The following is a 23173-nucleotide window of genomic DNA, read 5'->3' as shown; positions in this document are numbered from 1 at the left end:
ATGAAGGACGCGGCATGAAAGTCATCATCTGCGGCGCGGGCCAGGTCGGCTGGCAGATCGCGCGGCACCTGTCGGTCGAGCGCAACGACGTCACCGTCGTGGACAACAATCCCGAACTGGTGCGCCGTGCGACCGACAACCTCGATGTCCAGGGGATCGCGGGCTTCGCCTCCTATCCGGACGTGCTGGCCCGGGCCGGGGCGCGCGATGCCGACATGATCATCGCCGCGACGCATTCGGACGAGGTCAACATGGTCACCTGCCAGGTGGCCCATTCGGTCTTCGCCGTGCCGCGCAAGATCGCCCGGCTGCGCGCGCAGAGCTATCTCGACGCAATCTACTCGGAGCTCTACCGCCGCGACCACCTGCCGATCGACGTGGTGATCAGCCCCGAGCGCGAGGTGGCCGAGGCCGCGCTGTCGCGCCTGGCGGTGCCGATGGCCTTCGACACGGAGCAATTCCTCGGCGGGCGCGCGCAGCTGCTGGGCATCGCGCTCGGCGAGGACTGCCCGGTGCTCGACACGCCGCTGCGCCAGCTCACCGACCTTTTCTCGACGCTGCGCGCGGTCGTGGTGGGGGTGCGCCGCGAGAGCACGCTCTTCGCGCCCGATCCCGGCGACATGCTGTTCGCGGGCGACGAGATCTACGTCTTCGCCCATGTCGACGATGCCGAGCGGACGATGGAGATCTTCGGCAAGACCAACCCCAAGCAGGAGCGCGTGATCATCGTCGGCGGCGGCAATGTCGGGCTCGCCGTGGCACGGCAGCTGGAGAAGCAGGCCCGCCGCGTCCGCGTCCGCATGATCGAGCACAGCCGTGCCATCGCCGAGCGCGCCGCCGATGCGCTGGAGCGGACCATCGTGCTCAATGGCGACGGGCTTGACGCGGATCTGCTGGAGGAGGCCGGGATCGACCGCGCCGACGCGATCCTGACCGTCACCGACGACGACAAGGTCAACCTGTTGGCGGCGGTGCGCGCCAAGGCCAAGGGCTGCCCGATGGCGATCAGCCTGATCAACGACCCCTCGCTGCTGCCGCTGATGGGACCGCTCAATATCGATGCCTATATCAACCCGCGCTCGACCACGGTCTCCTCGATCCTGCGCCATGTCCGCCACGGCCGGGTCAGCGGCGTCTACTCGATCGGCGATGCCGAGGCCGAGATCATCGAGGCGCAGGTGCTGTCCACCTCGCCGATCGCGGGCAACGTGATCCGCGAGATTCCCTTCCCCGAGGGCGTGCTGGTCGGCGCCGTGCTGAAGGGCAAGAAGGTCGTCATCCCGAAGGGCGACACCCGGCTCGAAGAGGGCGACGTGATCTCGCTCTTCGCGCTGACCGCGGACATCCCGGAGGTGGAGCGCCTGCTGCAGGTCTCCATCGACTTCTTCTGACATGGGCGTGAACTGGGAGCGGGTGCCGCTCTTCCTGTGGTTCACCTGCATCTCCGCGCTCGCCATGCTGCCGGTGGCGCTGCTGGCGGCGACCGACGGGGATTTCGCGACCGGGCGGCCCTTCCTCTACGGCGCGGTGCTGGTCTTCAGCGTCACGGTGATGGTCGGGCTGGCGATGAACAACATGCCGGCCACCAAGCCCGCGCGCGGACAGCTGCTGGCGCTTCTGGGCGCCTTCACGCTGCTGCCGCTGATCCTCGCCTGGCCGCTGGTCGAGGCGGTGGAGGGGCTCTCCTGGCTCGACGGCTACCTGGAAATGGTCTCGGCCGCGACCACGACCGGCATGACGATGGAGCCCGCGCCGCTGACCTGGAGCCGGCCGATCCACCTGTGGCGGGCCGAGGTCGCCTGGCTGGGCGGGCTCCTGATCTGGGTCGCGGCCATCGCCATCCTGGCGCCGCTGAGGATCGGCGGCTTCGAGCTGATCCTGCCCCGCAACCGCGAGATCCGCCGCCAGGTGCAGTGGATGGGCCAGAAGGCGATCAGCCCGCCGCGCCGGGTCTACCGCGCCTTCGCCACGCTGGTCTGGGTCTATGCCGGGCTGACCTTCGCGCTGTGGATCCTGCTGATGGTGGTGGGCGAGACGCCCTTCATCGGGCTCTGCCATGCGATGGCGGTGCTCTCGACCTCCGGCATCTCGCCGGTGGGCGGGCTGACGGGCGGCGAGGGCGGCCTTCCCGCCGAGATGGTGATCTTCGCCTTCCTGATCTTCGCCGTCAGCCGCCGCAGCTTCTCGCGCGACCTGCCCGCGATGGGGCGCCGCTGGCTCTGGCAGGAGCCCGAGATCCAGGTGGCGGCCGGGGCGGTGGCGCTGGTGACGGCCGTGCTCTTCATCCGCCACTGGTACGTGCTGGTCGAAACTGCCGAGACCTTCGGCATCGGGCTGATTCCCCGCGCGGTCTGGGGCGCGGTCTTCACCTCCGCCTCCTTCCTGACGACGACCGGCTTCGTGTCCGAGGAATGGGAGATCGCCCGGCTGTGGTCCGGCCTCTCGACGCCCGGCATGGTGCTGATGGGGCTGGCGCTGATCGGCGGCGGGGTGGCGACCTCGGCGGGGGGCGTGAAGCTCCTGCGGATCTACGTGCTCTACAAGCACGGCCAGCAGGAATTCACCCGGCTGGTCCATCCCTCCTCGGTGGGCGGCGTCGGCTCGCGGCAGCGGCTGATCGGCAGCCAGGCGGCCTTCATGGCCTGGCTCTTCTTCATGCTCACCGCGCTTTCGATCACCTTCGTGACCATGGTGCTGTGCCTGATCGGCCAGTCCTTCGAAAGCGCGACCGTGCTGACGCTGGCGGCGATCTCGAATACCGGACAGCTTACCGACGTTGCGATCATGCCGCCGATCGAGACCGGCGCGCTGCCCGAGGCGACCAAGGTCGTTCTGGCCGCGGCCATGGCGCTGGGGCGGCTGGAAACCCTGGCCATCATCGCGCTTTTCAACCCGAATTTCTGGCGGAAATGATCCTGCGCAACGTGCATCTTCCGGTGGATTGCAATATTGCCGCATATCCGGAGAATTTCGCCGATCCCCCCTTTGGGGGGTCTGGTACTCGCCCGGAGGTCGCGACATACTCCGGCCTGTGAGTATCCGGTCCGCCTAAAACGGAAGAAAAAAGAAAAATGCCGTCAGACAAGCAAAACCTCCAAGACGCGTTCCTCAATCACGTCCGCAAGACCAAGGTTCCGGTCACCATATTCCTGATCAACGGAGTCAAGCTCCAGGGCGTCATCACGTGGTTCGACAATTTCTGCGTTCTCCTGCGCCGTGACGGGCAGTCGCAGCTGGTCTACAAGCACGCGATCTCGACGATCATGCCGAGCTCTCCGATCAACCTCTATGACGGGGACGACTGATCGACACCCCTGAGACCGAGGAAAGGCCGACCCGGGCCTTCGTCCTCCATCCCGACCTGAAATCCGAGCGTGACCGGCGCGATGCCGCGCGTGCGCTGGAAGAGGCCGTGTCGCTTGCTGCGGCACTGCCCGGGATCGACATTGCCGGCGAGGCGGTGGTGCCGCTCGCCAAGCCCCGCGCGGGGTATCTCTTCGGCTCCGGCAAGATGGACGAGCTCGGCGAGATGCTGAAGGCCGCCGAGATCGACCTGGTCCTGGTCGACGGGCCGGTGACGCCGGTGCAGCAGCGCAACCTGGAAAAGGCCTGGAAGGTCAAGCTCCTCGACCGGACGGGGCTGATCCTCGAGATCTTCGCCGACCGCGCGCGCACAAGGGAGGGCGTGCTGCAGGTGGAGATGGCTGCGCTCAGCTACCAGCGCACCCGGCTGGTCCGCGCCTGGACCCACCTGGAACGCCAGCGGGGCGGGCTCGGCTTCGTCGGCGGCCCCGGCGAGACCCAGATCGAGGCCGACCGCCGCGCCATCGACGAGCAGATCGTCCGCATCAAGCGCCAGCTGGAGAAGGTGGTGAAGACCCGCACGCTGCACCGCGCGGCGCGGGCCAAGGTGCCGTATCCGATCGTCGCGCTGGTGGGCTATACCAACGCGGGCAAGTCCACGCTCTTCAACCGGGTGACCGGGGCCGAGGTGCTGGCCAAGGACATGCTCTTCGCGACGCTCGACCCGACGATGCGCGAGCTGCAGATCGGCGACGGGCCGAAGGTGATCCTGTCGGACACGGTGGGCTTCATCTCCGACCTGCCGACCCAGCTGGTCGCGGCCTTCCGCGCCACGCTGGAAGAGGTGCTGGCGGCCGACCTGATCCTGCATGTGCGCGACATCTCGCATCCCGAGACCGAGCTGCAGGCCGAGAATGTCGCCGAGATCCTCGGCAGCCTCGGCGTCGAGTCGGACGTGCCGCAATTCGAGGTCTGGAACAAGATCGACCAGCTGCCGGAGGCGGAGCGCGAGGAGCTCGCCAACCGCGCGGCGCGCAGCGAGGGCATCTTCGCGATTTCCGCGCTGTCGGGCGAGGGGATCGGCACGCTGCTCGAGGCGGTGGCCGAGCAGTTCCAGGACCGGCGCCACGAGACCGAGCTGCATCTGGGCTTCGGCGAGGGCCGCCGCCGCGCCTGGCTCTTCGACGAGAACGTGGTGCGCAGCGAGACTCAGACCGAGGACGGCTTCGACCTGACCGTCTACTGGACGGACCGCCAGGAACAGCGCTACCGCCAGCTCTCCTGACCCCGCCGCCCCGCTCCGGCAGGGCGGCCCCGGCCGCCGCTCTCCTGACCCCGGCGCCCCGCTCCGGCGGGGCGGCCCCGGCTGCCGCTCTCCTGACCCCGGCGCCCCGCTTCGACGGGGCGGCCCCGGTCGGCCCGCGGGCAGGAGGCCAGCCACGCCCTCCGCGCGTCAAGGCATGTCCTTCCCGCCCGTGCCGGCGCGCTGCGGCGCCGCACGCGGCTAGGCCCAATCCGCGCCGCCCGGATCGACCATTCGGCATTTTCCGTGCATGTCGCCCTGTCCACGTCGCAGGGATGCATGCGTTCTCGGAGCGCTTGCATGCCTGCGGATGATCTCGACCGGCCTCTCGGAAAGCCGAGTCTGCTCTCCCGTGCGACGACCTCCATCAGAGCGTGCCGTCCTGAACGCCCGGATGGGAGCGTACGGTCTTCTGACCGGATTGGCGGTCGCCATCTGGACTTTCGTCAAGACCCAGGCGATGCTGCCCATCGCCTCTGGACGCGCCGTGAGCCTCGGCACAGACGGCCGGCGCGAAGCGCCTGGAGGGTCCATCGGGGGGCTTGGACAGAGCCGCCCCGGACAGAGTGCCCGCCCGGTCCCGGCGCCCGCCGGCCCGGCGTCGCGCTTTCGGCGAGCCTCTGACGGACGTCCCTCGCCAAGGGCCCTGAATGCAGCCATCCGCCCCACCGTGGAGGAGCGGTTCGGGACAGAGCGGCTGCCCGATCCCGACCGCCGCCGCCGCGACGTCGCGGCTAGGACGCGCCTCAGACGGACGTCCCTCGCCAAGGGCGCGGAATACAGCGATCGACAGCTCAGAGAGGCAGAGTGGTTCGGGACAGAGCTGCTGCGCCGCCGGCTCGACGTCGCGGCCAAGGCGCGCGTCGGACGGACGTCCCTCGCCGAGGGCCCGGATTGCGGCCATCGGCGCTTCAACGGAGTGCCGTTCGGGACAGAGTGCCTGCGGGCTGGCGTCGGTCAAAGCCTCTGCGGCGTAGCGAAGGTGATCAGGGACACCCATGGGGCCAGAGAGGCCCCGAACGTCGGGCGACTGGCGCGATCCCGAGGAAGCAGACCGAGCCCGGCCCGCCTGATACAGGAGGCTCCCCCCGAGGCCCCGTGTGCCGTGATTTCACCGACCGCCTGCTTGCAGCAAGATCAGCCGGTTCGCCGCAAGGGAAGAGCGGCGAGCGTGGATCTCCCGCCAGCGCGCGCCCGGTGGCTTGCGAAACCGCGAACGGATGCACCATGTCCGACAGCGGATCGTCGCGCGGGTCGATCTGCAAAGGATCCCCGTCGCAGCTAGCCCCAGAACGGCATCCCTGCAGACGCGTCTTGCGCCGGGTGCCACGCGGCGCGGTCAGCCGGAGGGCGGGGCCGGGACGGCGGGCGGGCAGAGCGGGCCGAAGCCGTTCAGGACATCGCCCTCGGCTTCGTAAAGCCGCGTGCGGATTGTCAGATCCGGCAGGGCGCCGTCCAGATGCTCCTGGCGCAGCTCGTGCTGGAAGCGGCGCCAGAGCCGCGGGCCGCCGCCATAGAAGAGCCGCGGCCGCAGATCCGCGGTGGCCGGGGCCGGATCGAGCCCCCAGGCGCAGAGCTCGACAATGGCCGGGACCAGCTGGATCGCGGTCTCGGTCAGGGCATAGGGCTGGCGCTGCTGCGCGTCCGGCGCCTCCGCCCGGGTCAGGAGCCCGTCGGCCACCATCCGCTTCAGCCGCGCGGCAAGCACGTTGCTGGCAATGCCCTCGCGCGAATGCTGCCGCAGCTCGCGGAAGCAGCGGTGCCCGTCGAACATGATGTCGCGCAGGATGAGAAGGGTCCAGCGATCGCCGAGGAGCCGGGTGGCGCGATGCAGCGGATGCTCCGCGTCCGCGCAGGTTGCGGGGGGCTCTGGCAAGTCGTCGGAGGGCTGGTCTTGCATGCTGGTTGCACCTCGAAACCGGGAGAAGATGCCCCGGTTTCGCATGGCAACCCTTTCGGCGACCTTAACCCTGTCAGTCCGGCTCCGGCCGCAGCCAGACGGTTCCCTCCGCCCCGGCGCGGGCCAGGTCGAGATCCAGCGTCATCGGGACGTACTCGCCGCGCCGCCAGAGCTCGCTGAGATCGTCGTAATGGCGCGAGAGCGGATGGCCGGACTGGCCGGTGGCGATCACGAAGAGCGAGGCATTGGGATCGTTCAGGTCGTAGACGCCGCGATAGCCCGAGGCATGGACATTGGCGAATGGGTCCGGGCCTTCGCCGCGGGTCTGGCCGCGGGCCAGGGTCTGGTCGCCGCCCGAGGTGGACTGGCGGATATTGACGATCCAGTTCAGCACCGGGACGCCGCCCAGCACCGGGTGGTCGTGATGCGCCATATGGGCGTCGCCCCAGCGCAGGGACTCGAGCGTGCCGCCATAGGTCTCGTGCAGCCAGACCAGCGCGTCGTCGAGCGCCAGCCGGGCGATCTCGGTGCAGCTCTCGACCGGTTCCGAGCGCTTGACGTCGCACCAGGCGGAGGCGCCGTCGACATTGCGGAAGACCCGCTCGATGAAGAGCGGCTCCACCCGGCCGAAGCTGGCCGCCAGCGGACCGCCCAGGTCGTCCTCGATCAGCCGCTGCTGCAGGAAGCGCATCCAGGCCATGTAGATCAGCGGCTCGGGCAGGTGCTCGCTCATCTCGCCATTCCAGTTCGCCAGCAATTCCAGTGCCTTGCTGCGGTCCCGCTCGGGGGTGCCCTCGGGCGCGGCGCTGCCGGTGTACCACAGGTCGCCGGCCACCAGCGGCAGGAGCGTGCGTGCGGACACGCTGACCGTGTCCAGCTGCGCCTCCATGAAGCTGTCGCGGGTATGGACCTCGCGCGCCTGCATAAGCCGCTGCCAGCGCTGCACCCGCTGGGTGTCGCCCCAGGTGAAGCTGACATGGGCGGGGAAGGGCGCGTCGGTGAACTTGTTGTTGGTATTGCCGAGGATGCCGCCCGCGGGATCGAGGAAGCGGGGATTGTCGGCATAGGGCAGGTAGCCGTCCCAGCGGTTGGCCGCGACCCAGCCGCGCGACGGCAGCCGTCCCTGGGTTTCATGGGCGGGGTCGCGCTTCGGCTGGCGGCCGATCAGCTGCATGCCGATATGGCGCCGGTCGGCCATGGTCAGCACCTGCGCGGGCGCGACGATGCCCGAGGCGGACTCGGTGGCCTCGGCGACCGAACGGGACCGCATCAGCTTCAGCGCGGCGCTCATCGTGGTGTCGGCCGGGTCGAGCACGGTCCAGTCCAGCGACATGACATGGCCCGGAGGCGTCACCGAGGCCAGGTCGTAGACGCTGCCCGGCAGGACCGGCCCGTTCGCGGTGCGGCGCAGCGTCAGCGTCCGCGGCGCGGCGCCCTTGACCCGCAGGATCACCTGGGAGGTTTCAAACGGCAACCACCCCTCGGGACCACGGTATTCGCCCGGATCGGCCGGGTTCACCTCTTCGATATGCAGATCCTGGTCGTCGAGATAGGCGCTGGTCAGCCCCCAGGCGAAATCGGCATTCCGGCCGATCAGCACATTGGGCATGCCCGGGATCGTGCCGCCGATGATCCCGCCCGAGGGCAGCTGCAGCTCGGCGAGATACCAGATCGAGGGGGCGGTCAGCTCCAGATGCGGGTCATTGGCCAGAAGCGGCGCGCCGCTCGCGGAGCGCTTGCCCGAGGCCGCCCAGGCATTCGAGGCGCCGGCCGCGCCGGGGGCGGGCAGGGGCGACAGGAAGGCCTCGGCCACGTCGAAGGGCGCGTCGCCGCTGCCGCCTTCGGGGAAGAGCGCGGCGAAATCCTCGAGCGCGGCGATGCTCTGCGGGCTCTCCGGCAGGATGTCCTTCACCCGCTCCGGCGGCAGCGCCAGCGCGACGCGGGCGCGGCGCACTTCGGCGGAGAGATGGGTAGAGAGCTGCAGCCCCAGCAGCTTCATCACCGCCAGGCTGTCGGCAGGCCGCCAGGGCGCGACATCGGCGCCGAAAAGGAAGAGCTCGGGCGCGCCGCGGCCGAGCGCGCGGTCATTGACCTGGTCGATCCAGGCATTCACCCCGGCCGCATAGGCCTCGAGCGCGCGACGGGTCTCGGGGGTCTGCGCCGCCAGCGAGGCTTCGGCCGCGCGGTAGAGGCCGAGCCGCAGGATCAAGTCGTCCACGCTGGCGGTGCGCTCGCCGAAGAGCTCGGAAAGCCGCCCCTGCGCGGTGCGGCGGAACATGGTCATCTGCCAGAGCCGGTCCTGGGCATGGGCGAAGCCGAGGCCGAAATAGACATCCTCGTCGGTCGCGCCGACCACATGCGGCACGGCATAGGTGTCGCGCACGATCTCCACCGGGGCGGAGATGCCCTCCAGCGTGAAACTGTCGTCGTAATCGGGCAGAGACCGCGTGACCAGGTACCAGGCCAGGCCCAGGACGAGGGCGCAGGCCAGCGCCAGCCCCAGGAAGAGGCGCAGGCCCCAGCGGAAGACGAAACGCATAGAAGCCGGTCTCCTGAACGGCGGGGGCGGGCCCGGGGCCGGCGCGATGCCGACCCGGTTGCAGTTTGAAACCGCCCTGCGGACTAGCGCAGGATGCGGGTGTACTTGGTGCCGGCCAGCGTCGCGGCCGCGCGCACGCCGGTCTGGGCGAAGATGATCGCGACCACGGACTTGCCGCTGATATCGGTCGAGGCGGACAGGTTGCCGCCCTGCCTGTCGAGCGCGAATTCGGCATCGGCCCCGCCCGACCAGCCCGGCGAGGTGCGGAAGTCGCGCAGCGCCTCGGGGGTCAGGAAGAACAGCACATGGGCGTATTGCTGGGCGCCGATCTGCAGCCCGACGCTGGCCTGGGTGGCGGAATAGTAGTCCACCGTCGCGTCGCCGATCAGCAGCGCGCCCTCGCCATAGCCGCCGCCGACGATGAAGCCGGCCTCGCCCACCAGCGGCATCACCAGCATGCCCGCCGATTTCTCCGCCAGCTGGCGGGTCTCGGGGTAGTTGTCGAACATGTAGCGCAGCGTCTTCTGCACGCGCTGGTCGATCACTGCGGCGCCATTGGTGCCCACGGAGTTGTCGCAGGCGGCCAGCAGCGCGGCGCCCCCTATCAGAAAGGCCCGTCGGGTCGGATTGCTCATGCTCGCCTCTTAATGTCCCGGCTCCGAGGAGCCTGCCTGTGGAAATGCGCCGTTCCGGCGTCGTTCGCCGGGCAGGTTACGCGAATGCGCAGGGAATGTCATGGCCAATGCGGCCTGCCCGCGGCCTCAGGCCGAAAGCAGCCGGGCCGCGCGCGGCGCGTAATAGGTCAGGATGCCGTCGCAGCCCGCGCGCTTGAAGGCCAGCAGGCTCTCCATCATGATCTTCTCGCCGTCGATCCAGCCATTGAGCGCCGCCGCCTCGATCATCGCGTATTCGCCCGAGACCTGGTAGGCGAAGGTCGGCACGCCGAATTCCGATTTCACCCGGTGGCAGACATCCAGATAGGACATGCCCGGCTTGACCATCACCATGTCGGCGCCTTCCTCGAGGTCGCGCGCGATCATCCGCATCGCCTCGTCGGTATTGGCCGGATCCATCTGGTAGGTCTTCTTGTCGCCCTTCAGCGCCCCCGAGGCGCCCACCGCGTCGCGGAACGGGCCGTAGAAGGCCGAGGCGTACTTGGCCGAATAGCTCATGATCGTGACATCCTGGTAGCCCGCCGACTCGAGCGCGTCGCGCATTGCGCCGATCCGGCCGTCCATCATGTCCGAGGGGCCCAGGATGTCGGCCCCCGCCTCGGCCTGGGCCATCGCCATCTTGACCAGCGCGACCACGGTCTCGTCATTGACGATCCTGCCGTCGCGGACGATGCCGTCATGGCCGTTGCTGTTGTAGGGATCGAGCGCGATATCGGTCATCACCGCCATCTGCGGCACTGCCTGCTTGATCGCGCGGATCGCCCGGTTGGAGATGTTCTCGGGGTTCCAGGCCTCTTCGCAGGTCTCGGTCTTCAGCGCGGCCTCGGTATAGGGGAAGATGCAGACCGCCGGAATGCCGAGCGCCGCGGCGCCCTCGGCCGCGGCCACCGCGCGGTCGACCGAATAGCGCATCACCCCCGGCATCGAGGCGACCGGCTCCTCGATATTGACGCCCTCGCGCACGAAGATCGGCCAGATCAGGTCGGACACCGTGAGCGTGGTCTCGCGCACCAGCGAGCGGATGGCTTCGGACTGGCGGGTGCGGCGGGCGCGCTGGCGCATCTCAAAGGCATGGGGGGCGGTCATCTCGGGACTCCGGTCTGTTCGGAGCCCCCGACTGCCACGGATCGCGGCGCATCTCAAGGCTGGCCCTCGCCCGCGGGAGGGGGTAGCACCGTCACACCCCTGTGACGAACCGGAGCCGCCGTCCGTGCCCTTCCTGAGCCCTTTCGACCTGATCAACGCTTCGGCCTTCTCCAGCCTCTGGTACTGGATCGTGGTGGCCCTGGTCTGGACCCGCGCCGCCCATGCGCCGATGGGCATCCCGATGGAGCATTACGACCGCGCCCGCGCGGTGGGCGGCGAGGGCGACCTCTTCGCGCTCCTGCGCGCCGGGGTGGCGCGCCAGCTCGGGGTGGGCCGCCGCGCGCGCCATGTCTTCGTGGCACTCTGGGCCTGCGCGCTGACCACGCTCTTCGGGCTTTCCATGCTGGGGGCGGAACTGGCGCAGGCGCTGTTCCTGCTGGCGCTGCCGCTGGCGATCTCCCAGCTTCTCGTGCTGCGCAGCGCGCAGCGCATGTCGGCGATGGAGGCCGAGGTCGATCCGCTGATGGCGGAGATGCGGCGGCTCCGGCTCTGGCTGCAGGGGCTTGCCGTGGCCGCGATCTTCGTGACGGCGGTCTTCGGCATGAACCAGGTGCTGACCCGCGCCTTCCTCTGAGCGGTTGACACCGGCGCTGGTCCCGCTACCCGGAGCGGGCGAAGGAGTTCTCTGACCATGACCGACCCCCACCACCTGACCGTCGGCGGCGCGCCCGAAGGCTTCGACGCGCGGCTGGTGCTGCGCGAGATCGAGACATCCGGGGGGCCTGTCCTGCATCTGTCGCGCGACGACAAGCGGCTTGACGCGATGCGCGCGGCGCTGGCCTTCTTCGCGCCCGAGATGCCGGTCTTCACCTTCCCGGCCTGGGACTGCCTGCCTTTCGACCGGGTCTCGCCCAATGCCGATATCTCGGCGGCGCGGATGGCGACGCTGGCGGCGCTGGTCCATGACATGCCGGGGAAATTCGCGCTGCTGACCACGCTGAACGCGGCGACCCAGAAGATCCCGGCGCGCGGCCTGCTGCGCGAGGCGGCCTTCCGCGCGCGGGTCGGCCACCGGATCGACGAGGCGGGGCTGAAGCGCTTCCTGGTGCGCATGGGCTTCACCCAGAGCCCGACGGTGATGGAGCCGGGCGACTACGCGGTGCGCGGCGGCATCATCGACATCTTCCCGCCGGGCGAAGGCGGGCCGGTGCGGCTCGACCTCTTCGGCGACACGCTGGATTCCGCCCGCCGCTTCGACCCGGTCAGCCAGCGCACCACCGAGGCGCTGAGCGAGGTGGAGCTGGCGCCGGTCTCGGAAATCGTGCTCGACGAGGCGGCGGTGACGCGGTTCCGCCAGAACTACCGCATCGAATTCGGCGCCGCGGGGACCGACGATCCGCTCTACGAGGCGATCTCGGCGGGGCGCAAGCACCAGGGGGCGGAGCACTGGCTGCCCTTCTTCCACGAGCGGCTGGAGACGCTGTTCGACTACCTGCCGGGGGCGCCGGTGCTGCTGGACGACCAGTTCGACGCGGCGCGGCTGGCGCGCTGGGAGACGATCGCCGACCAGTACGACGCCCGCCGCGAGGCGATGGGCGACCGCAAGCGGCTGTCCTCGGTCTACAAGCCCTGTCCGCCGCATCTGCTCTATCTCGACGATGCGGGGTTTTCCGCTGCAACCGCCGGGCGGCGGGTGATGCGGCTGAGCCCGCTGCCGCAGGCCAGCGGCCCGGGCGTGATCGATGCGGGCGGCCGGATCGGGCGCAATTTCTCGCCCGAGCGGCAGCAGGAAAATGTCAGCCTTTTCAGCGCCCTGTCGGACCATCTTAAAGCGCGCGTCAAGCAGGGGCCGGTGGTCGTCGCCAGCTATTCCGAAGGCGCGCGCGAGCGGCTGAAGGGCCTGCTGGAAGATGAGGGCCTGATCGGAACTAAGGAAATCAAGGATTTCCGGGACGTTCTTAAAGCGGAGAAATCGGTCAATCTGGCGGTCTGGGCGCTGGAGCACGGCTTCGAAGCCGAGGGGATGACCGTCGTCTCGGAACAGGACGTGCTGGGCGACCGGCTGATCCGCGCGCCGAAAAAACGCAAGCGGGCCGAGAACTTCCTGACCGAACTTCAGACGCTGTCCCCGGGCGATCTGGTCGTGCATGTCGAACATGGCATCGGCCGCTACCAAGGGCTGGAGGTCATCAACACGCTCGGCGCGGCGCATGAGATGATCCATATCGACTATGCCGAAGCCGCGCGGCTCTACCTGCCGGTGGAGAATATCGAGCTGCTCTCGCGCTACGGCCACGAGGACGGGCTTCTGGACAAGCTGGGCGGTGGTGCCTGGCAGGCGAAGAAGGCGCGGCTGAAGGAGCGGATCAAGGAGATCGCCGACCGGCTGATCCGGATCGCGGCCGAGCGCGAGCTGCGCAAGGCGCCGATCCTCGCCGCGCCCGAGGGGATGTGGGACGCCTTCTGCGCGCGCTTCCCCTATACCGAGACCGACGACCAGCTGCGCGCCATCGAGGACACGCTGGACGATCTGGAGCGCGGTCGCCCGATGGACCGTCTGATCTGCGGCGACGTGGGCTTCGGCAAGACCGAGGTCGCGATGCGCGCCGCCTTCGTCGCCGCCATGGCGGGCCAGCAGGTCGCGGTGATCGCGCCGACCACGCTGCTGGCGCGCCAGCATGCCAAGGCCTTCGAGGAACGCTTCCGCGGCTTCCCGCTGGAGGTGCGGCAGCTGTCGCGCTTCATCTCCGCCAAGGAGGCCACGGCAACGCGCAAGGGGCTGGCCGATGGTACGGTCGACATCGTCGTCGGCACCCATGCGGTCCTGGCCAAGCAGGTGAAATTCCAGAATCTCGGCATGCTCGTCATCGACGAGGAGCAGCGCTTCGGCGTCACCCACAAGGAGCGGCTGAAGAGCCTGCGCTCGAATATCCACGTGCTGACCCTGACCGCGACGCCGATCCCGCGGACGCTGCAGATGAGCCTCTCGGGCGTGCGCGACCTGTCGATCATCGGCACGCCGCCGGTCGACCGGCTGGCGATCCGCACCTATGTCAGCGAATTCGACCCGGTCACCGTGCGCGAGGCGCTGTTGCGCGAGCATTACCGCGGCGGGCAGAGCTTCTTCGTGGTGCCGCGCGTCGCCGACATCCCCGAGATCGAGGAATTCCTGCGCGAGCAGGTGCCCGAGGTCACTTTCGTCGTCGCCCATGGCCAGCTGGCGGCGGGCGAGCTCGACGACCGGATGAACGCCTTCTACGATGGCAAGTTCGACGTGCTCCTGGCGACGACGATCGTGGAGTCGGGGCTCGACATCCCGACGGCGAACACGATGGTGGTTCACCGCGCCGACATGTTCGGCCTGGCGCAGCTCTACCAGATCCGCGGCCGGGTCGGCCGGTCGAAAACCCGCGCCTATGCCTATATGACGACGAAGCCGCGGATGAAGCTGACGCCCGCCGCCGAGAAGCGGCTGCGCGTGCTGGGCTCGCTCGACAGCCTCGGGGCGGGCTTCACCTTGGCCTCGCAAGACCTTGATATCCGGGGCGCCGGCAACCTGATCGGCGAAGAGCAGTCCGGCCAGATGAAGGAGGTCGGCTACGAGCTCTACCAGCACATGCTGGAAGAGGCGGTGACGCGGATCCGCTCGGGCGAGGCAGAGGGCATCCTGGAGGATGACGACCAGTGGGCGCCGCAGATCAACCTCGGCGTGCCGGTGCTGATCCCCGAGGCCTACGTGCCCGATCTGGATGTCCGGCTGGGGCTCTACCGGCGGCTTTCGAGCCTCGCCACCAAGGTGGAGCTGGAGGGCTTCGCCGCGGAGCTGATCGACCGGTTCGGCAAGCTGCCGAAGGAGGTCAACACGCTCCTGCTGGTGGTGCGGATCAAGGCCGAGTGCAAGAAGGCGGCGATTGCCAAGCTCGATGGCGGGCCGAAGGGCGTCACCATCCAGTTCCACAACGACAAGTATCCCGACCCGAAGGGGCTGGTGGAATTCGTGCAGTCCGAGAAGGGGCTGGCCAAGATCAAGGACAACAAGATCGTGGTGCGGCGCGACTGGACCAAGGCCAGCGAGCGGATCAAGGGCGCGTTCAACATCGCCCGCGACCTGGCGCAGCGCGCCCGCGCCGAGCCCGCGAAGAAGAAGGCATGAAAAAGGCCGGAGCGGGGAACGCTCCGGCCGTCTGCCTGTCAGGGACTGGTGTGACTCAGGCCGGGCTGCCCGCCCGGTCATAGGCGCGCCCCGAGAGCATCAGCCGCCCGAAGATCATGAAGCCCAGCACGCAGGCCACCAGCGGGATCTGGGTGCCGTTGAAGCTCGCCGCCGCCGGGATCGCCACCAGCGCGCCGATCAGCGTCGAGAGCGAGGCGATCAGCGAGGAGGCGATGCCCGCGACATGGCCGAGCGGCTCCATCACCAGCGCGTTGAGATTGCCCATCGACAGCCCCATCGTCATGAAGATCGACACCTGCCACAGGAAATAGGGCAGCAGCATATCGGTCGGCACGAAGCCCGCCGTCAGGCCGATGAGGTAGAGCGCCGAGAGGCTCGCCTGGACCGCCATGGCGATCGACGAGATCCGGTGCATGCCGAAGCGCATCACGATGCGCGAATTCACCATCGGCGCCGCCAGCGCGGTGATCGCCGCCGCCCCGAACCACAGCGGGAATTGCGGGCCGCGGCCCAGCGTGTGCTCGAAGACGAGCTCGGTCGAGGAGACCGTGGTCAGCATCATCGCGAAGCAGGCGCTCATCGCCAGCACGGTGCGGCGCACCATCGGGATCGAGACGATCTCGACCAGAGCGGCGCGGATCAGCGGCAGGCGGATCGGGCGGCGGTTCTCGGGGGCGAGCGTCTCGGGCTGGCGCATCGCGAACCAGGTCAGCACGATCCCCGAGAAGATCAGGAAGGACAGGAAGACCGAGCGCCAGCCGCCGACCCAGATGATCACCTGGCCGATGCTCGGCGCGACCGCCGGGAAGACCATGAAGACGGTGATGATCAGCGAGGTGACCTGCGCCATCGCCCGTCCGGCGAAGCGGTCGCGCACCATCGCCATGGCGACGACGCGGCTGCCCGAGGCGCCGAGCCCCTGGATCAGGCGCGCCAGCAGGATCAGCTCCAGCGAGGGGGCGAGCCAGGCCAGGAAGGCGCCGAGCGCATAGACGGCGCCCGAGAAGATCACCAGCGGGCGGCGGCCATAGGCATCCGACAGTGGCCCGGTGAAGAAAGTGCCGATCCCCATGCCGATCATGAAGACGATGACCACCAGCTGGGCCCGGACCGGCGCCTCGGGCGAGAGGGTCTGGCCCATCTCGGTCAAGGCCGGCAGCATGGCATCCACGGAAAAGGCGTTGGTGGCCATCATCATGGCCATCAGCGCAACAAATTCGCCCTTTCCGGGCTGCGACTCGGATTTCTTAACAAACATGAACGCCGTTTATGTGCGCAAATGCCGTCTGTCACCTGATTGTTCTGCGCATCTACGCGCAGTGACCTTAGGTCAATCCCGCAATTTCGTCGATCACCTGGATCCACAGCGCGGCCGGCTGGGCGCCCGGGACGGCCTGCTTGCGGTCGACGAGGAAGGTCGGCACGCCGGTCACGCCCATGCCGCGGAAGGCGGCGTCGCGCTCGACGATCAGCTTCAGGTCGGCATCGCCCTCCAGCAGCCGCCGGATCATCGCCGCGTCCATGCGCGCGCCATCGGCGATGTCGCAGAGCACGTCGCGGTCGCCGATGTCGCGGCCTTCCTGGAAATAGGCGTGGAACAGCGCGTCGACCACGACGCCCTGGCAGCCCTCCACTTCGGCCCAGAGGATCAGCCGGTGGGCGTCGAGCGTGTTCGGCACGCGCGGGATGGCCGAGAGGTCGAAATCGAGCCCGGTCTCCTTCGCCGCCGCCATGATCGAGGTCACGGTCTCGGCCGCGGCCTCGCGGCTGCCGAACTTGGTCTCGTAATAGCCCTTCCGGTCGATGCCCTCGCGCGGCATGTCCGGGTTCAGCTGGAACGGGTGGTATTCGATGACGAACGGGTGCTTCGGCCGTGCGGCCAGCGCCTGGTCGAGGCGGGTCTTGCCGATATAGCACCAGGGGCAGATCGGGTCGGAAATGACATCAAGCTTGATCATGGGTCGTCTCGTAGTCCGTTCTTATCTTGCGGCGCATCAGCTTGCCGTTGGGGCTTTTCGGCAGCGCCTCGAGATGCACGAAGAGCCGCGGGCACTTGTAGCGGGCGAGGTGCTCGGCGGCATAGGCCGCCAGCTCGTCCCCGGGCACCGGCGCACCGGTGTAGAAGGCGGCGATGATGCTGGCGCCCTCCTTGGCGGCGACCTCCACCGCGGCCGCCTCGGCGATCTGCGGGTGATGGGCCAGCACCGTCTCCACCTCGATCGGCGAGACGCGGAACCCGCCGGCATTCATCATGTCGTCGTCGCGGCCCAGATAGGCGATGGCGCCGCTGCCGTCCATCTCGCCCAGATCGCCGGTCAGGAACCAGGCGCCGTCGGCGGTGAAGCGGGCGCGGGTTTCCTCGGCGGCATTCAGGTAGCGCAGCATCAGCCCCGGATCATCCGCGGCCACGGCAATGGTGCCGGGCGTGCCGCGGGGCACGGGCTGGCCTTCGGGGTCCAGAAGCGCGACGCAGCGCCCGGGCTGGACGAAGCCGAGCGTGCCCTCGGGGGCGGGTCGGTCCGGGCAGCCGGAGAGGAAGGTCGAGATCTCGGACATGCCGAAGGCCTCGTGCACGGCCTTGCCGGTGGCCTCCTGCCAGGCGCGGCGGGTGACGGCGGGCATCTTCTCGCCCGCGGAAAGCCCGTGGCGCAGCTTCGGCAGGGCCGGCATCGGCGCGCGCAGCATCTGGCGGTAGACGCCCGGCGCGGCAGCAAAGATGGTGGCGTCATGGCGCTTCAGGAGCAGCGGAAGCTGCGCCGCGGTGACGCCCGCGGCCGGGATCAGCGCGGTGGCGCCCATGGTCCAGGGATCCATCAGCCCGGTGCCCAGCGTGTAGGTCCAGTTGAACGCCCCGGCATGCAGCAGCCGGTCGGCGGGGCCGAGCCCGTACCAGCCCGCCATCATCATCTGCCGCGCCCAGATCGCGCGATGGGCATGGACCACCCCGCGCGGGCTGCCGGAGGTGCCTGAGGTATAGACGATATAGGCCGGGCGGTCCGGATCGCCCGGCACCGGCGCCATCGGCGGCGCCTCGGCCATGGCATGCAGGTCGTCCTCGGGCAGGACCGGGCAGGGGCAGCCCGCGGGCAGGGCGACGCCCGCCCCGGCAACGATCAGCGCGGGCGCCAGATCGGCGGCGAGCTTGCCGGCTTCCTCGGCGGTCAGCTGCGCCGAGGTCGGCACGGGAACCAGCCCGGCGGCAATCGAGGCCAGGTAGACCAGCGGGAATTCGACGGTATTGCCCAGCCGCATCAGCACCCGGTCGCCCTCCGCCAGCCCCCGGTCCCGCAGCGCGGCGGCCAGGCCCAGGACGGTGCGTTCGAGCCGCCCGTAGCTCCAGCGCTCCGAGCCCGAGAGGCTGAGGATCGCCAGCGCGATCTTGTCGGGATCATCCTTGGCGCGGCCCAGCACATGGCCGGCCAGATTGAAATCCGGCGGGCAGGGGGCGCGATCGGCGCGGAGATCGGTGAGCGACGGCATGGCCGAGGGCTAGCCCGTCGGCGCGCCGGGTTCAAGGGAGCACCGCATCCCGGAGGATGCGGCGCGGCGGGTCACTCGGACCACCAGACATCCGGCTGCCAGCCCGGCCAGTCGCCATAGAGCGGGATCCGCTCGGGATAGTGCAGGCTGGCGTCATAGGCGAGGCGCGACACTTTCGAGTACCACAGCGGAATGACATAGCGCCCGGTGGTCAGCACCCGGTCGAGCGCCTTCACCGCCGCCTGGAATTCCTGCGGATCGGCGGTTTCCAGCATGGTGCGGATCATCGCCTCGGCCGCGGGGCTGTCCATGCCCATCCAGTTGCGCGAGCCCGGCTCGGTGACGCCCTCGTGCCCCCAGTAGAGCATCTGCTCGTTGCCCGGAGAGAGCGACAGGGCCCGCGTGTAGAAGGTCATGTCGAAATCGTAGCGGTTGGTCCGCTCGTTGTACTGCGCGCTGTCGATCGTGGTGGTGCGCACGCCGATCCCGAGCCGCTCCAGCGCCTGGGTGAAGATGTTGACGATGGCCTGGTACTCGGTCGAGCCCTGGCGGATCAGGATCTCGAACTCGAAGGGGCGCCCTTCGGCATTCACCAGCCGCCCGTCCTTCGGCGTCCAGCCCGCCTCCTCGAGGAGCGCCGCCGCCTGGCGCAGGTTCCTGCGGTTGCGCTCCGTGCCGTCGCCGACGGGCAGGGAATAGCCCTCCAGCGCGCCGGGCAGCAGCTCGCCGGCGAAGGGCTCCAGCAGGTCGCGGACCCGTCCCTCGGCCGGACCGTGCGACATCGCCAGCACCGAGTTGCAGAAATACGAGCAGATCCTGGGATCGCTGCCGCCATTCTGGGTCTGGGCGATGAACTCGTAGTTGAAGGCCTGCATCATCGCCTCGCGGACCCGCCAGTCGGCGAAGATCCCGCGGCGGGTGTTCATCACCAGCCCGGTGATGCCCGAGGGCCGGTCATGCGGGATCTCGGCCTTGGCGATCTCGCCCTCCTGGACCAGCGGAAAGCTGAAGCTGTCCTGCCAGCGCGCGGCATTGCCCTCCCGGAAGGAGCTGATCTCGCCGGCCTTGAAGGCCTCGAAGATCACGCTGGCATCGGCGAAGTACTCGTAGCGGATCAGGTCCAGGTTGTTGCGCCCGCGGTTGAAGGGCAGGTCCTTGCCCCAGTAGTCGGGGTTGCGGCGGAAATTGATGAAGCGGCCCGGCTCGAACTCGGCGATCGGGTAGGGCGAGGAGCCGATCGGCGGGATCAGCGAGCTCTCGGCGAAATCCTTGCCCTCCCACTGCGCCTTCTTGAAGATCGGCCGCAGCCCCATGATCAGCGGCAGCTCGCGGTCGGGCGTGTTGAAGGTGATGCGGAAGGACCGCTCGCCGGTCTGCTCGATCTTCGACACTTTCTGCCAGCTGCCGAGGAAGCGCGGATGCCCCTTGGTGCCCAGGGTCTCGTAGGACCAGATCGCGTCCTCGACCGTCACCGGGGAGCCGTCGGAGAACTTCGCCTCGGGGCGGATGGTGAACTCCACCCATTCTCGATTCGGCCCGGTCTCGATGCTCTCGGCCAGCAGTCCGTAGAGCGTGAAGGGCTCGTCATAGGAGCGGCCCATCATCGACTCGAAGACATGGCTGTAGACGCCCCAGGGCGCGCGGCCCTTGAGGATATGGGGGTTGAGGCTGTCGAAGCCGCCCTGTTCGGCGAAGATGATCTGCCCGCCCTTGGGGGCATCGGGATTGGCATAGGGCAGGGACACAAAATCCGGTGGCAGCGCGGGCTCGCCATACATAGCTATGCCGTATTGCGGCTCTGCCTGTGCGAGCCCCGCCGAGAGGAGTGCCGCAAGCACCCAGCCCGTCCGTCCAGCGCGATATGTCAAATTCTTGTTCCTGCTCCGGTTTTGTTTGGGCCTGCCTAGCAGATATGCGCCGATTTTGAAACTTTGGGGTTGGAGACAGGCCGCCTTGGCCTTATATAAGAAGCACTGCTCGATAGGTTTCTTGCCTGTATGAAACCTGCCTCAATGACTTGACGCCGGCCTTGTGCCGGCGTCTTTTTTGTCTGGGCAGCCCAAGGATTCAAGGCCTAAAGCGACATGGACCCCGCCCGCGGGGGCTTTTCCCCGGCCATCCGCCCCGTCCCGTCCCGCCATCGCGGAGAGAATCAGCATCCCCGGCGGAGTCCCGCCGGTTGCAGCGGCAGGGCGGAGATGGCATCCAAGCGCGGCAATTTCGCGGATTCCGCGGGCCGGGCATGATTGGTCTGGCTTTCGCGTCCGCAGCAATTACCTTCAGGCCAGGCAGAAGGGGAGTACCGACATGACTCTGGCAGGCAAGACGGCTGTCGTCACCGGATCGAATTCCGGGATCGGACTGGGCATTGCGACGGAACTGGCGAAGGCGGGGATCAATGTGGTCCTGAACTCCTTCACCGACCGCGACGAGGATCACGCGCTGGCCGCCAAGCTGGGCGCCGATTACGGGGTCGAGGCGCGCTATGTGGCGGCGGACATGTCCAAGGGCGACGACTGCCGCGCGCTGATCGAGAAGGCGGGCGCCTGCGACATCCTGGTCAACAATGCCGGCATCCAGAACGTGGCGCCGATCGACGAGTTTCCGGCCGCCAAGTGGGATGCGATCATCGCGATCAATCTCAGCTCCGCCTTCCACACCACGGCCGCCGCGCTGCCGAAGATGCGCGCCGCCGGCTGGGGCCGGGTGGTCAATATCGCCTCGGCGCACGGGCTGACCGCCTCTCCCTACAAATCCGCCTATGTCGCGGCCAAGCACGGGGTTGTCGGGCTGACCAAGGTCACCGCTCTGGAAACCGCGCGCGAGGCGATCACCGCCAATGCGATCTGCCCGGGCTACGTGCTGACCCCGCTGGTCGAGGCGCAGATCCCCGACACGATGAAGGAATACGGCATGACCAAGGAGGAGGTGATCGAGAAGGTGCTTCTCGAGCGCCAGCCCTCCAAGGAATTCGCCACGGTCGAGCAGCTCGGCGGGACCGTGCTCTATCTCTGCTCCCCGGCCGCGGACCAGGTCACCGGCACCACCATCTCGGTGGATGGCGGCTGGACCGCGCTCTGATCTGACAGGAGGTCCGCAGTGTTCGGCGCATTGAGCAAAGTCCTGATCGGCCGCACCGAGTCCCGGCTCGGCGTGGGCTATCCCTATGTGCGCCGGATCGCCGAGACCAATACCCGGCTGCTCTGGCGCTACCGCAAGTTCCTGGCCTTCCTCGACCCCAACCAGGACGTGCCGCCCGAGGCCTACCACCTGGCGCGGCTGCGCGGGGCGCTGGCGATGGGCTGCGCGGACTGCGTCGAGAGCGAGATCGCCCAGGCCAAGGCCGCGGGGCTGCGCGAGGGGCTGATCCGGGAGTTCCTGACGGCGTCGCCGGGCGAGCTGCCCGGTCCGCTCGGCGACGTGATGGCGCTGGCCGATGCGGTCGTGGCGCGGCGCAGCGACGATCCGGAGGCGCGCGACCGCGTGCGCGCCGCCTTCGGCGAGGACGGGCTGATCGAGCTGGCCTTCGCCATGAACGGCGCGGCGATGATCCCCGGAGTGAAGCGGGCGATGGGCTTTTCCGGCAGCACCGACCCCGGCACGCTGAAGCGCCTTGCCGGGCGCGAGGAGAAGGACGGCGGATGAGCGATGCCCCGAAGCGGATCAACCTGGCGCTGCAGGGCGGCGGCGCCCATGGCGCCTTCACCTGGGGCGCGCTGGTGCGGCTCCTGGAAGACGAGCGGATCGAGATCGCCTCGGTCTCGGGCACCTCTGCCGGGGCGCTGAACGGCGCGGCGCTGAAGGCGGGGCTTTCCTGCCCGGTGGCGCCCGATCCGCGCAAGAAGGCGATCGAGACGCTGAACTGGCTCTGGACCCAGATCGGCGCGGTGCAGGATCTGCGGATGAGCGCCTGGATCAACGCGCTGGGGCCGCTCTTCGGGCTCTTCCGCGAGGCCTATGCCGCCTCGCCGGCCTTCCTGATGGCCGAGGCCGCCTCGGGCTTCCTGTCGCCCTACATGTACGGGCCCGTCTACCGCAATCCGCTGGAGCGGATCGTCCAGCAGCTGGCCTTCGACGATATCTGCCGCACCGAGCGGGGACCGGAATTCTTCGTCTGCACCACCCGCGTGCGCGACGGCAAGGCGCGGATCTTCGCGGGCGACGAGATCTCGGTCGATGCGGTGCTGGCCTCCGCCTGCCTGCCGACGATCTTCCAGGCGGTGCAGATCCATGACCGCAGGACCGGCCGCGACGAGTTCTTCTACGACGGCGGCTATACCGGCAACCCGGCGCTCTATCCGATGTTCGGCCGCCACCTGCCGGAGGACATCGTGGTGATCAACATCAACCCGCTGGAGCGCGACGAGCTGCCGACCACGCCGCAGGAAATCGACAACCGGATCAACGAGATCAGCTTCAACTCCTCGCTCCTGCGCGAGCTCCGGGCGATCTCCTTCGTCAAGCGGCTGCTGGCGACCGGGCAGATCCCCGAGGGCTCGATGCGCGGGGTCAATATCCACATGATCTCGGATGACGAGATGATGCGCGAGCTGTCGGTGGTGACCAAGCTGATCCCGTCGCCCTACCTGCTGGGCAAGCTGCACAAGGCGGGCTACGCCGCGGCGGATAACTTCCTGGCGGCGCATTTCGACAAGATCGGCGAGGAAAGCTCGGTCGACGAAGTGGCGATGTTCAGCTAAATCAAGGGACTACG

Annotated in this window: 17 protein-coding genes; 9 read left to right on the top strand and 8 right to left on the bottom strand. The window is 68.6% G+C overall.

The features are described from left to right. The first annotated feature begins 14 nt into the window (after window positions 1–14). The 4 genes from trkA to hflX all read left to right on the top strand — a co-directional run bounded on the left by trkA (window position 15) and on the right by hflX (window position 4588). Window positions 15–1391, top strand: a complete 1377-nt coding sequence (gene trkA / locus FGX59_RS02480; protein WP_138464926.1) for a Trk system potassium transporter TrkA — start codon at window positions 15–17, stop codon at window positions 1389–1391. Window positions 1392–1398: 7 nt separating this feature from the next. Then, window positions 1399–2913: a TrkH family potassium uptake protein gene (locus tag FGX59_RS02475; RefSeq protein ID WP_171060489.1), complete on the top strand. Its 1515-nt coding sequence runs from the start codon at window positions 1399–1401 to the stop codon at window positions 2911–2913. Window positions 2914–3071: 158 nt separating this feature from the next. Further along, window positions 3072–3305: an RNA chaperone Hfq gene (gene hfq, locus FGX59_RS02470; RefSeq protein ID WP_108263468.1), complete on the top strand. Its 234-nt coding sequence runs from the start codon at window positions 3072–3074 to the stop codon at window positions 3303–3305. After that, window positions 3305–4588 carry a GTPase HflX gene (hflX, locus tag FGX59_RS02465; RefSeq protein ID WP_138464924.1) on the top strand — a complete coding sequence of 428 codons (1284 nt, stop codon included), beginning with the start codon at window positions 3305–3307 and terminating at the stop codon, window positions 4586–4588. The genes hfq and hflX overlap by 1 nt, the downstream gene beginning before the upstream one ends. Before the next feature lie 1357 nt (window positions 4589–5945). Here hflX and FGX59_RS02460 read toward each other — a convergent pair. From FGX59_RS02460 to hemB, 4 genes are all read right to left on the bottom strand, one after another. After that, on the bottom strand, window positions 5946–6506 hold the full coding sequence (locus tag FGX59_RS02460; RefSeq protein ID WP_171060488.1) for a helix-turn-helix domain-containing protein: 561 nt from the start codon (window positions 6504–6506) through the stop codon (window positions 5946–5948). A gap of 73 nt (window positions 6507–6579) precedes the next feature. Then, the gene (locus tag FGX59_RS02455; RefSeq protein WP_138464922.1) at window positions 6580–9045 is read right to left on the bottom strand and encodes a penicillin acylase family protein; all 2466 of its coding nucleotides are present in this window, start codon (window positions 9043–9045) and stop codon (window positions 6580–6582) included. An 83-nt stretch (window positions 9046–9128) separates the two neighbouring features. Beyond that, entirely contained in the window at window positions 9129–9680 is a 552-nt protein-coding gene (locus FGX59_RS02450; protein ID WP_138464921.1) for a YSC84-related protein, read from the bottom strand. Window positions 9681–9806: 126 nt separating this feature from the next. Further along, window positions 9807–10805: a porphobilinogen synthase gene (gene hemB / locus FGX59_RS02445; protein WP_138464920.1), complete on the bottom strand. Its 999-nt coding sequence runs from the start codon at window positions 10803–10805 to the stop codon at window positions 9807–9809. A 124-nt stretch (window positions 10806–10929) separates the two neighbouring features. Here hemB and FGX59_RS02440 point away from each other — a divergent pair, with 124 nt between their 5' ends. Both FGX59_RS02440 and mfd read left to right on the top strand, forming a co-directional pair. After that, a complete protein-coding gene (locus FGX59_RS02440; protein ID WP_138464919.1) occupies window positions 10930–11439 on the top strand; it encodes a hypothetical protein in 510 nt (169 codons plus the stop codon). 57 nt (window positions 11440–11496) lie between these two features. Beyond that, window positions 11497–14958, top strand: coding sequence for a transcription-repair coupling factor (mfd, locus tag FGX59_RS02435; RefSeq protein WP_138464918.1), 3462 nt, complete (start codon window positions 11497–11499; stop codon window positions 14956–14958). A gap of 55 nt (window positions 14959–15013) precedes the next feature. Here mfd and FGX59_RS02430 read toward each other — a convergent pair whose 3' ends face one another. The 4 genes from FGX59_RS02430 to FGX59_RS02415 form a co-directional block, all read right to left on the bottom strand. Beyond that, window positions 15014–16237, bottom strand: a complete 1224-nt coding sequence (locus FGX59_RS02430) for an MFS transporter (protein WP_138464917.1) — start codon at window positions 16235–16237, stop codon at window positions 15014–15016. Window positions 16238–16304: 67 nt separating this feature from the next. Next, window positions 16305–16937 carry a DsbA family oxidoreductase gene (locus tag FGX59_RS02425; protein ID WP_138464916.1) on the bottom strand — a complete coding sequence of 211 codons (633 nt, stop codon included), beginning with the start codon at window positions 16935–16937 and terminating at the stop codon, window positions 16305–16307. After that, on the bottom strand, window positions 16924–18459 hold the full coding sequence (locus FGX59_RS02420; protein ID WP_138464915.1) for a class I adenylate-forming enzyme family protein: 1536 nt from the start codon (window positions 18457–18459) through the stop codon (window positions 16924–16926). The genes FGX59_RS02425 and FGX59_RS02420 overlap by 14 nt, the downstream gene beginning before the upstream one ends. A gap of 71 nt (window positions 18460–18530) precedes the next feature. Then, window positions 18531–20237: an extracellular solute-binding protein gene (locus FGX59_RS02415; protein WP_138465049.1), complete on the bottom strand. Its 1707-nt coding sequence runs from the start codon at window positions 20235–20237 to the stop codon at window positions 18531–18533. Between the two features lie 529 nt (window positions 20238–20766). Between FGX59_RS02415 and FGX59_RS02410 the strand changes: the two genes are divergently transcribed. From FGX59_RS02410 to FGX59_RS02400, 3 genes are read left to right on the top strand one after another with little or no spacing between them, the layout of a single operon-like run. Further along, the gene (locus tag FGX59_RS02410) at window positions 20767–21540 is read left to right on the top strand and encodes a 3-hydroxybutyrate dehydrogenase (protein WP_138464914.1); all 774 of its coding nucleotides are present in this window, start codon (window positions 20767–20769) and stop codon (window positions 21538–21540) included. 18 nt (window positions 21541–21558) lie between these two features. Then, window positions 21559–22104 (top strand): hypothetical protein, encoded by a 546-nt coding sequence (locus tag FGX59_RS02405; RefSeq protein WP_138464913.1) that lies wholly within the window; start codon window positions 21559–21561, stop codon window positions 22102–22104. Then, window positions 22101–23159, top strand: coding sequence for a patatin-like phospholipase family protein (locus FGX59_RS02400; RefSeq protein ID WP_138464912.1), 1059 nt, complete (start codon window positions 22101–22103; stop codon window positions 23157–23159). Before FGX59_RS02405 ends, FGX59_RS02400 begins: the two co-directional genes overlap by 4 nt. Window positions 23160–23173 lie beyond the last annotated feature (14 nt).

This window comes from Poseidonocella sp. HB161398 (assembly GCF_005870025.1).
Classification (GTDB): Bacteria; Pseudomonadota; Alphaproteobacteria; order Rhodobacterales; family Rhodobacteraceae; genus Mangrovicoccus.
The sequence above is the reverse complement of the archived record's forward strand: the minus strand, read 5'-3'. Positions and strand labels throughout refer to the sequence as shown.

Excerpts from the sequence above, each read along its gene's own strand:
- trkA (WP_138464926.1), top strand. The coding sequence starts at position 15 with ATGAAAGTCATCATCTGCGGCGCGGGCCAGGTCGGCTGGCAGATCGCG.
- hfq (WP_108263468.1), top strand. The coding sequence starts at position 3,072 with ATGCCGTCAGACAAGCAAAACCTCCAAGACGCGTTCCTCAATCACGTC.
- FGX59_RS02460 (WP_171060488.1), bottom strand. The coding sequence starts at position 6,506 with ATGCAAGACCAGCCCTCCGACGACTTGCCAGAGCCCCCCGCAACCTGC.
- FGX59_RS02455 (WP_138464922.1), bottom strand. The coding sequence starts at position 9,045 with ATGCGTTTCGTCTTCCGCTGGGGCCTGCGCCTCTTCCTGGGGCTGGCG.
- FGX59_RS02450 (WP_138464921.1), bottom strand. The coding sequence starts at position 9,680 with ATGAGCAATCCGACCCGACGGGCCTTTCTGATAGGGGGCGCCGCGCTG.
- hemB (WP_138464920.1), bottom strand. The coding sequence starts at position 10,805 with ATGACCGCCCCCCATGCCTTTGAGATGCGCCAGCGCGCCCGCCGCACC.
- mfd (WP_138464918.1), top strand. The coding sequence starts at position 11,497 with ATGACCGACCCCCACCACCTGACCGTCGGCGGCGCGCCCGAAGGCTTC.
- FGX59_RS02430 (WP_138464917.1), bottom strand. The coding sequence starts at position 16,237 with ATGTTTGTTAAGAAATCCGAGTCGCAGCCCGGAAAGGGCGAATTTGTT.
- FGX59_RS02425 (WP_138464916.1), bottom strand. The coding sequence starts at position 16,937 with ATGATCAAGCTTGATGTCATTTCCGACCCGATCTGCCCCTGGTGCTAT.
- FGX59_RS02420 (WP_138464915.1), bottom strand. The coding sequence starts at position 18,459 with ATGCCGTCGCTCACCGATCTCCGCGCCGATCGCGCCCCCTGCCCGCCG.
- FGX59_RS02415 (WP_138465049.1), bottom strand. The coding sequence starts at position 20,237 with ATGTATGGCGAGCCCGCGCTGCCACCGGATTTTGTGTCCCTGCCCTAT.
- FGX59_RS02410 (WP_138464914.1), top strand. The coding sequence starts at position 20,767 with ATGACTCTGGCAGGCAAGACGGCTGTCGTCACCGGATCGAATTCCGGG.
- FGX59_RS02400 (WP_138464912.1), top strand. The coding sequence starts at position 22,101 with ATGAGCGATGCCCCGAAGCGGATCAACCTGGCGCTGCAGGGCGGCGGC.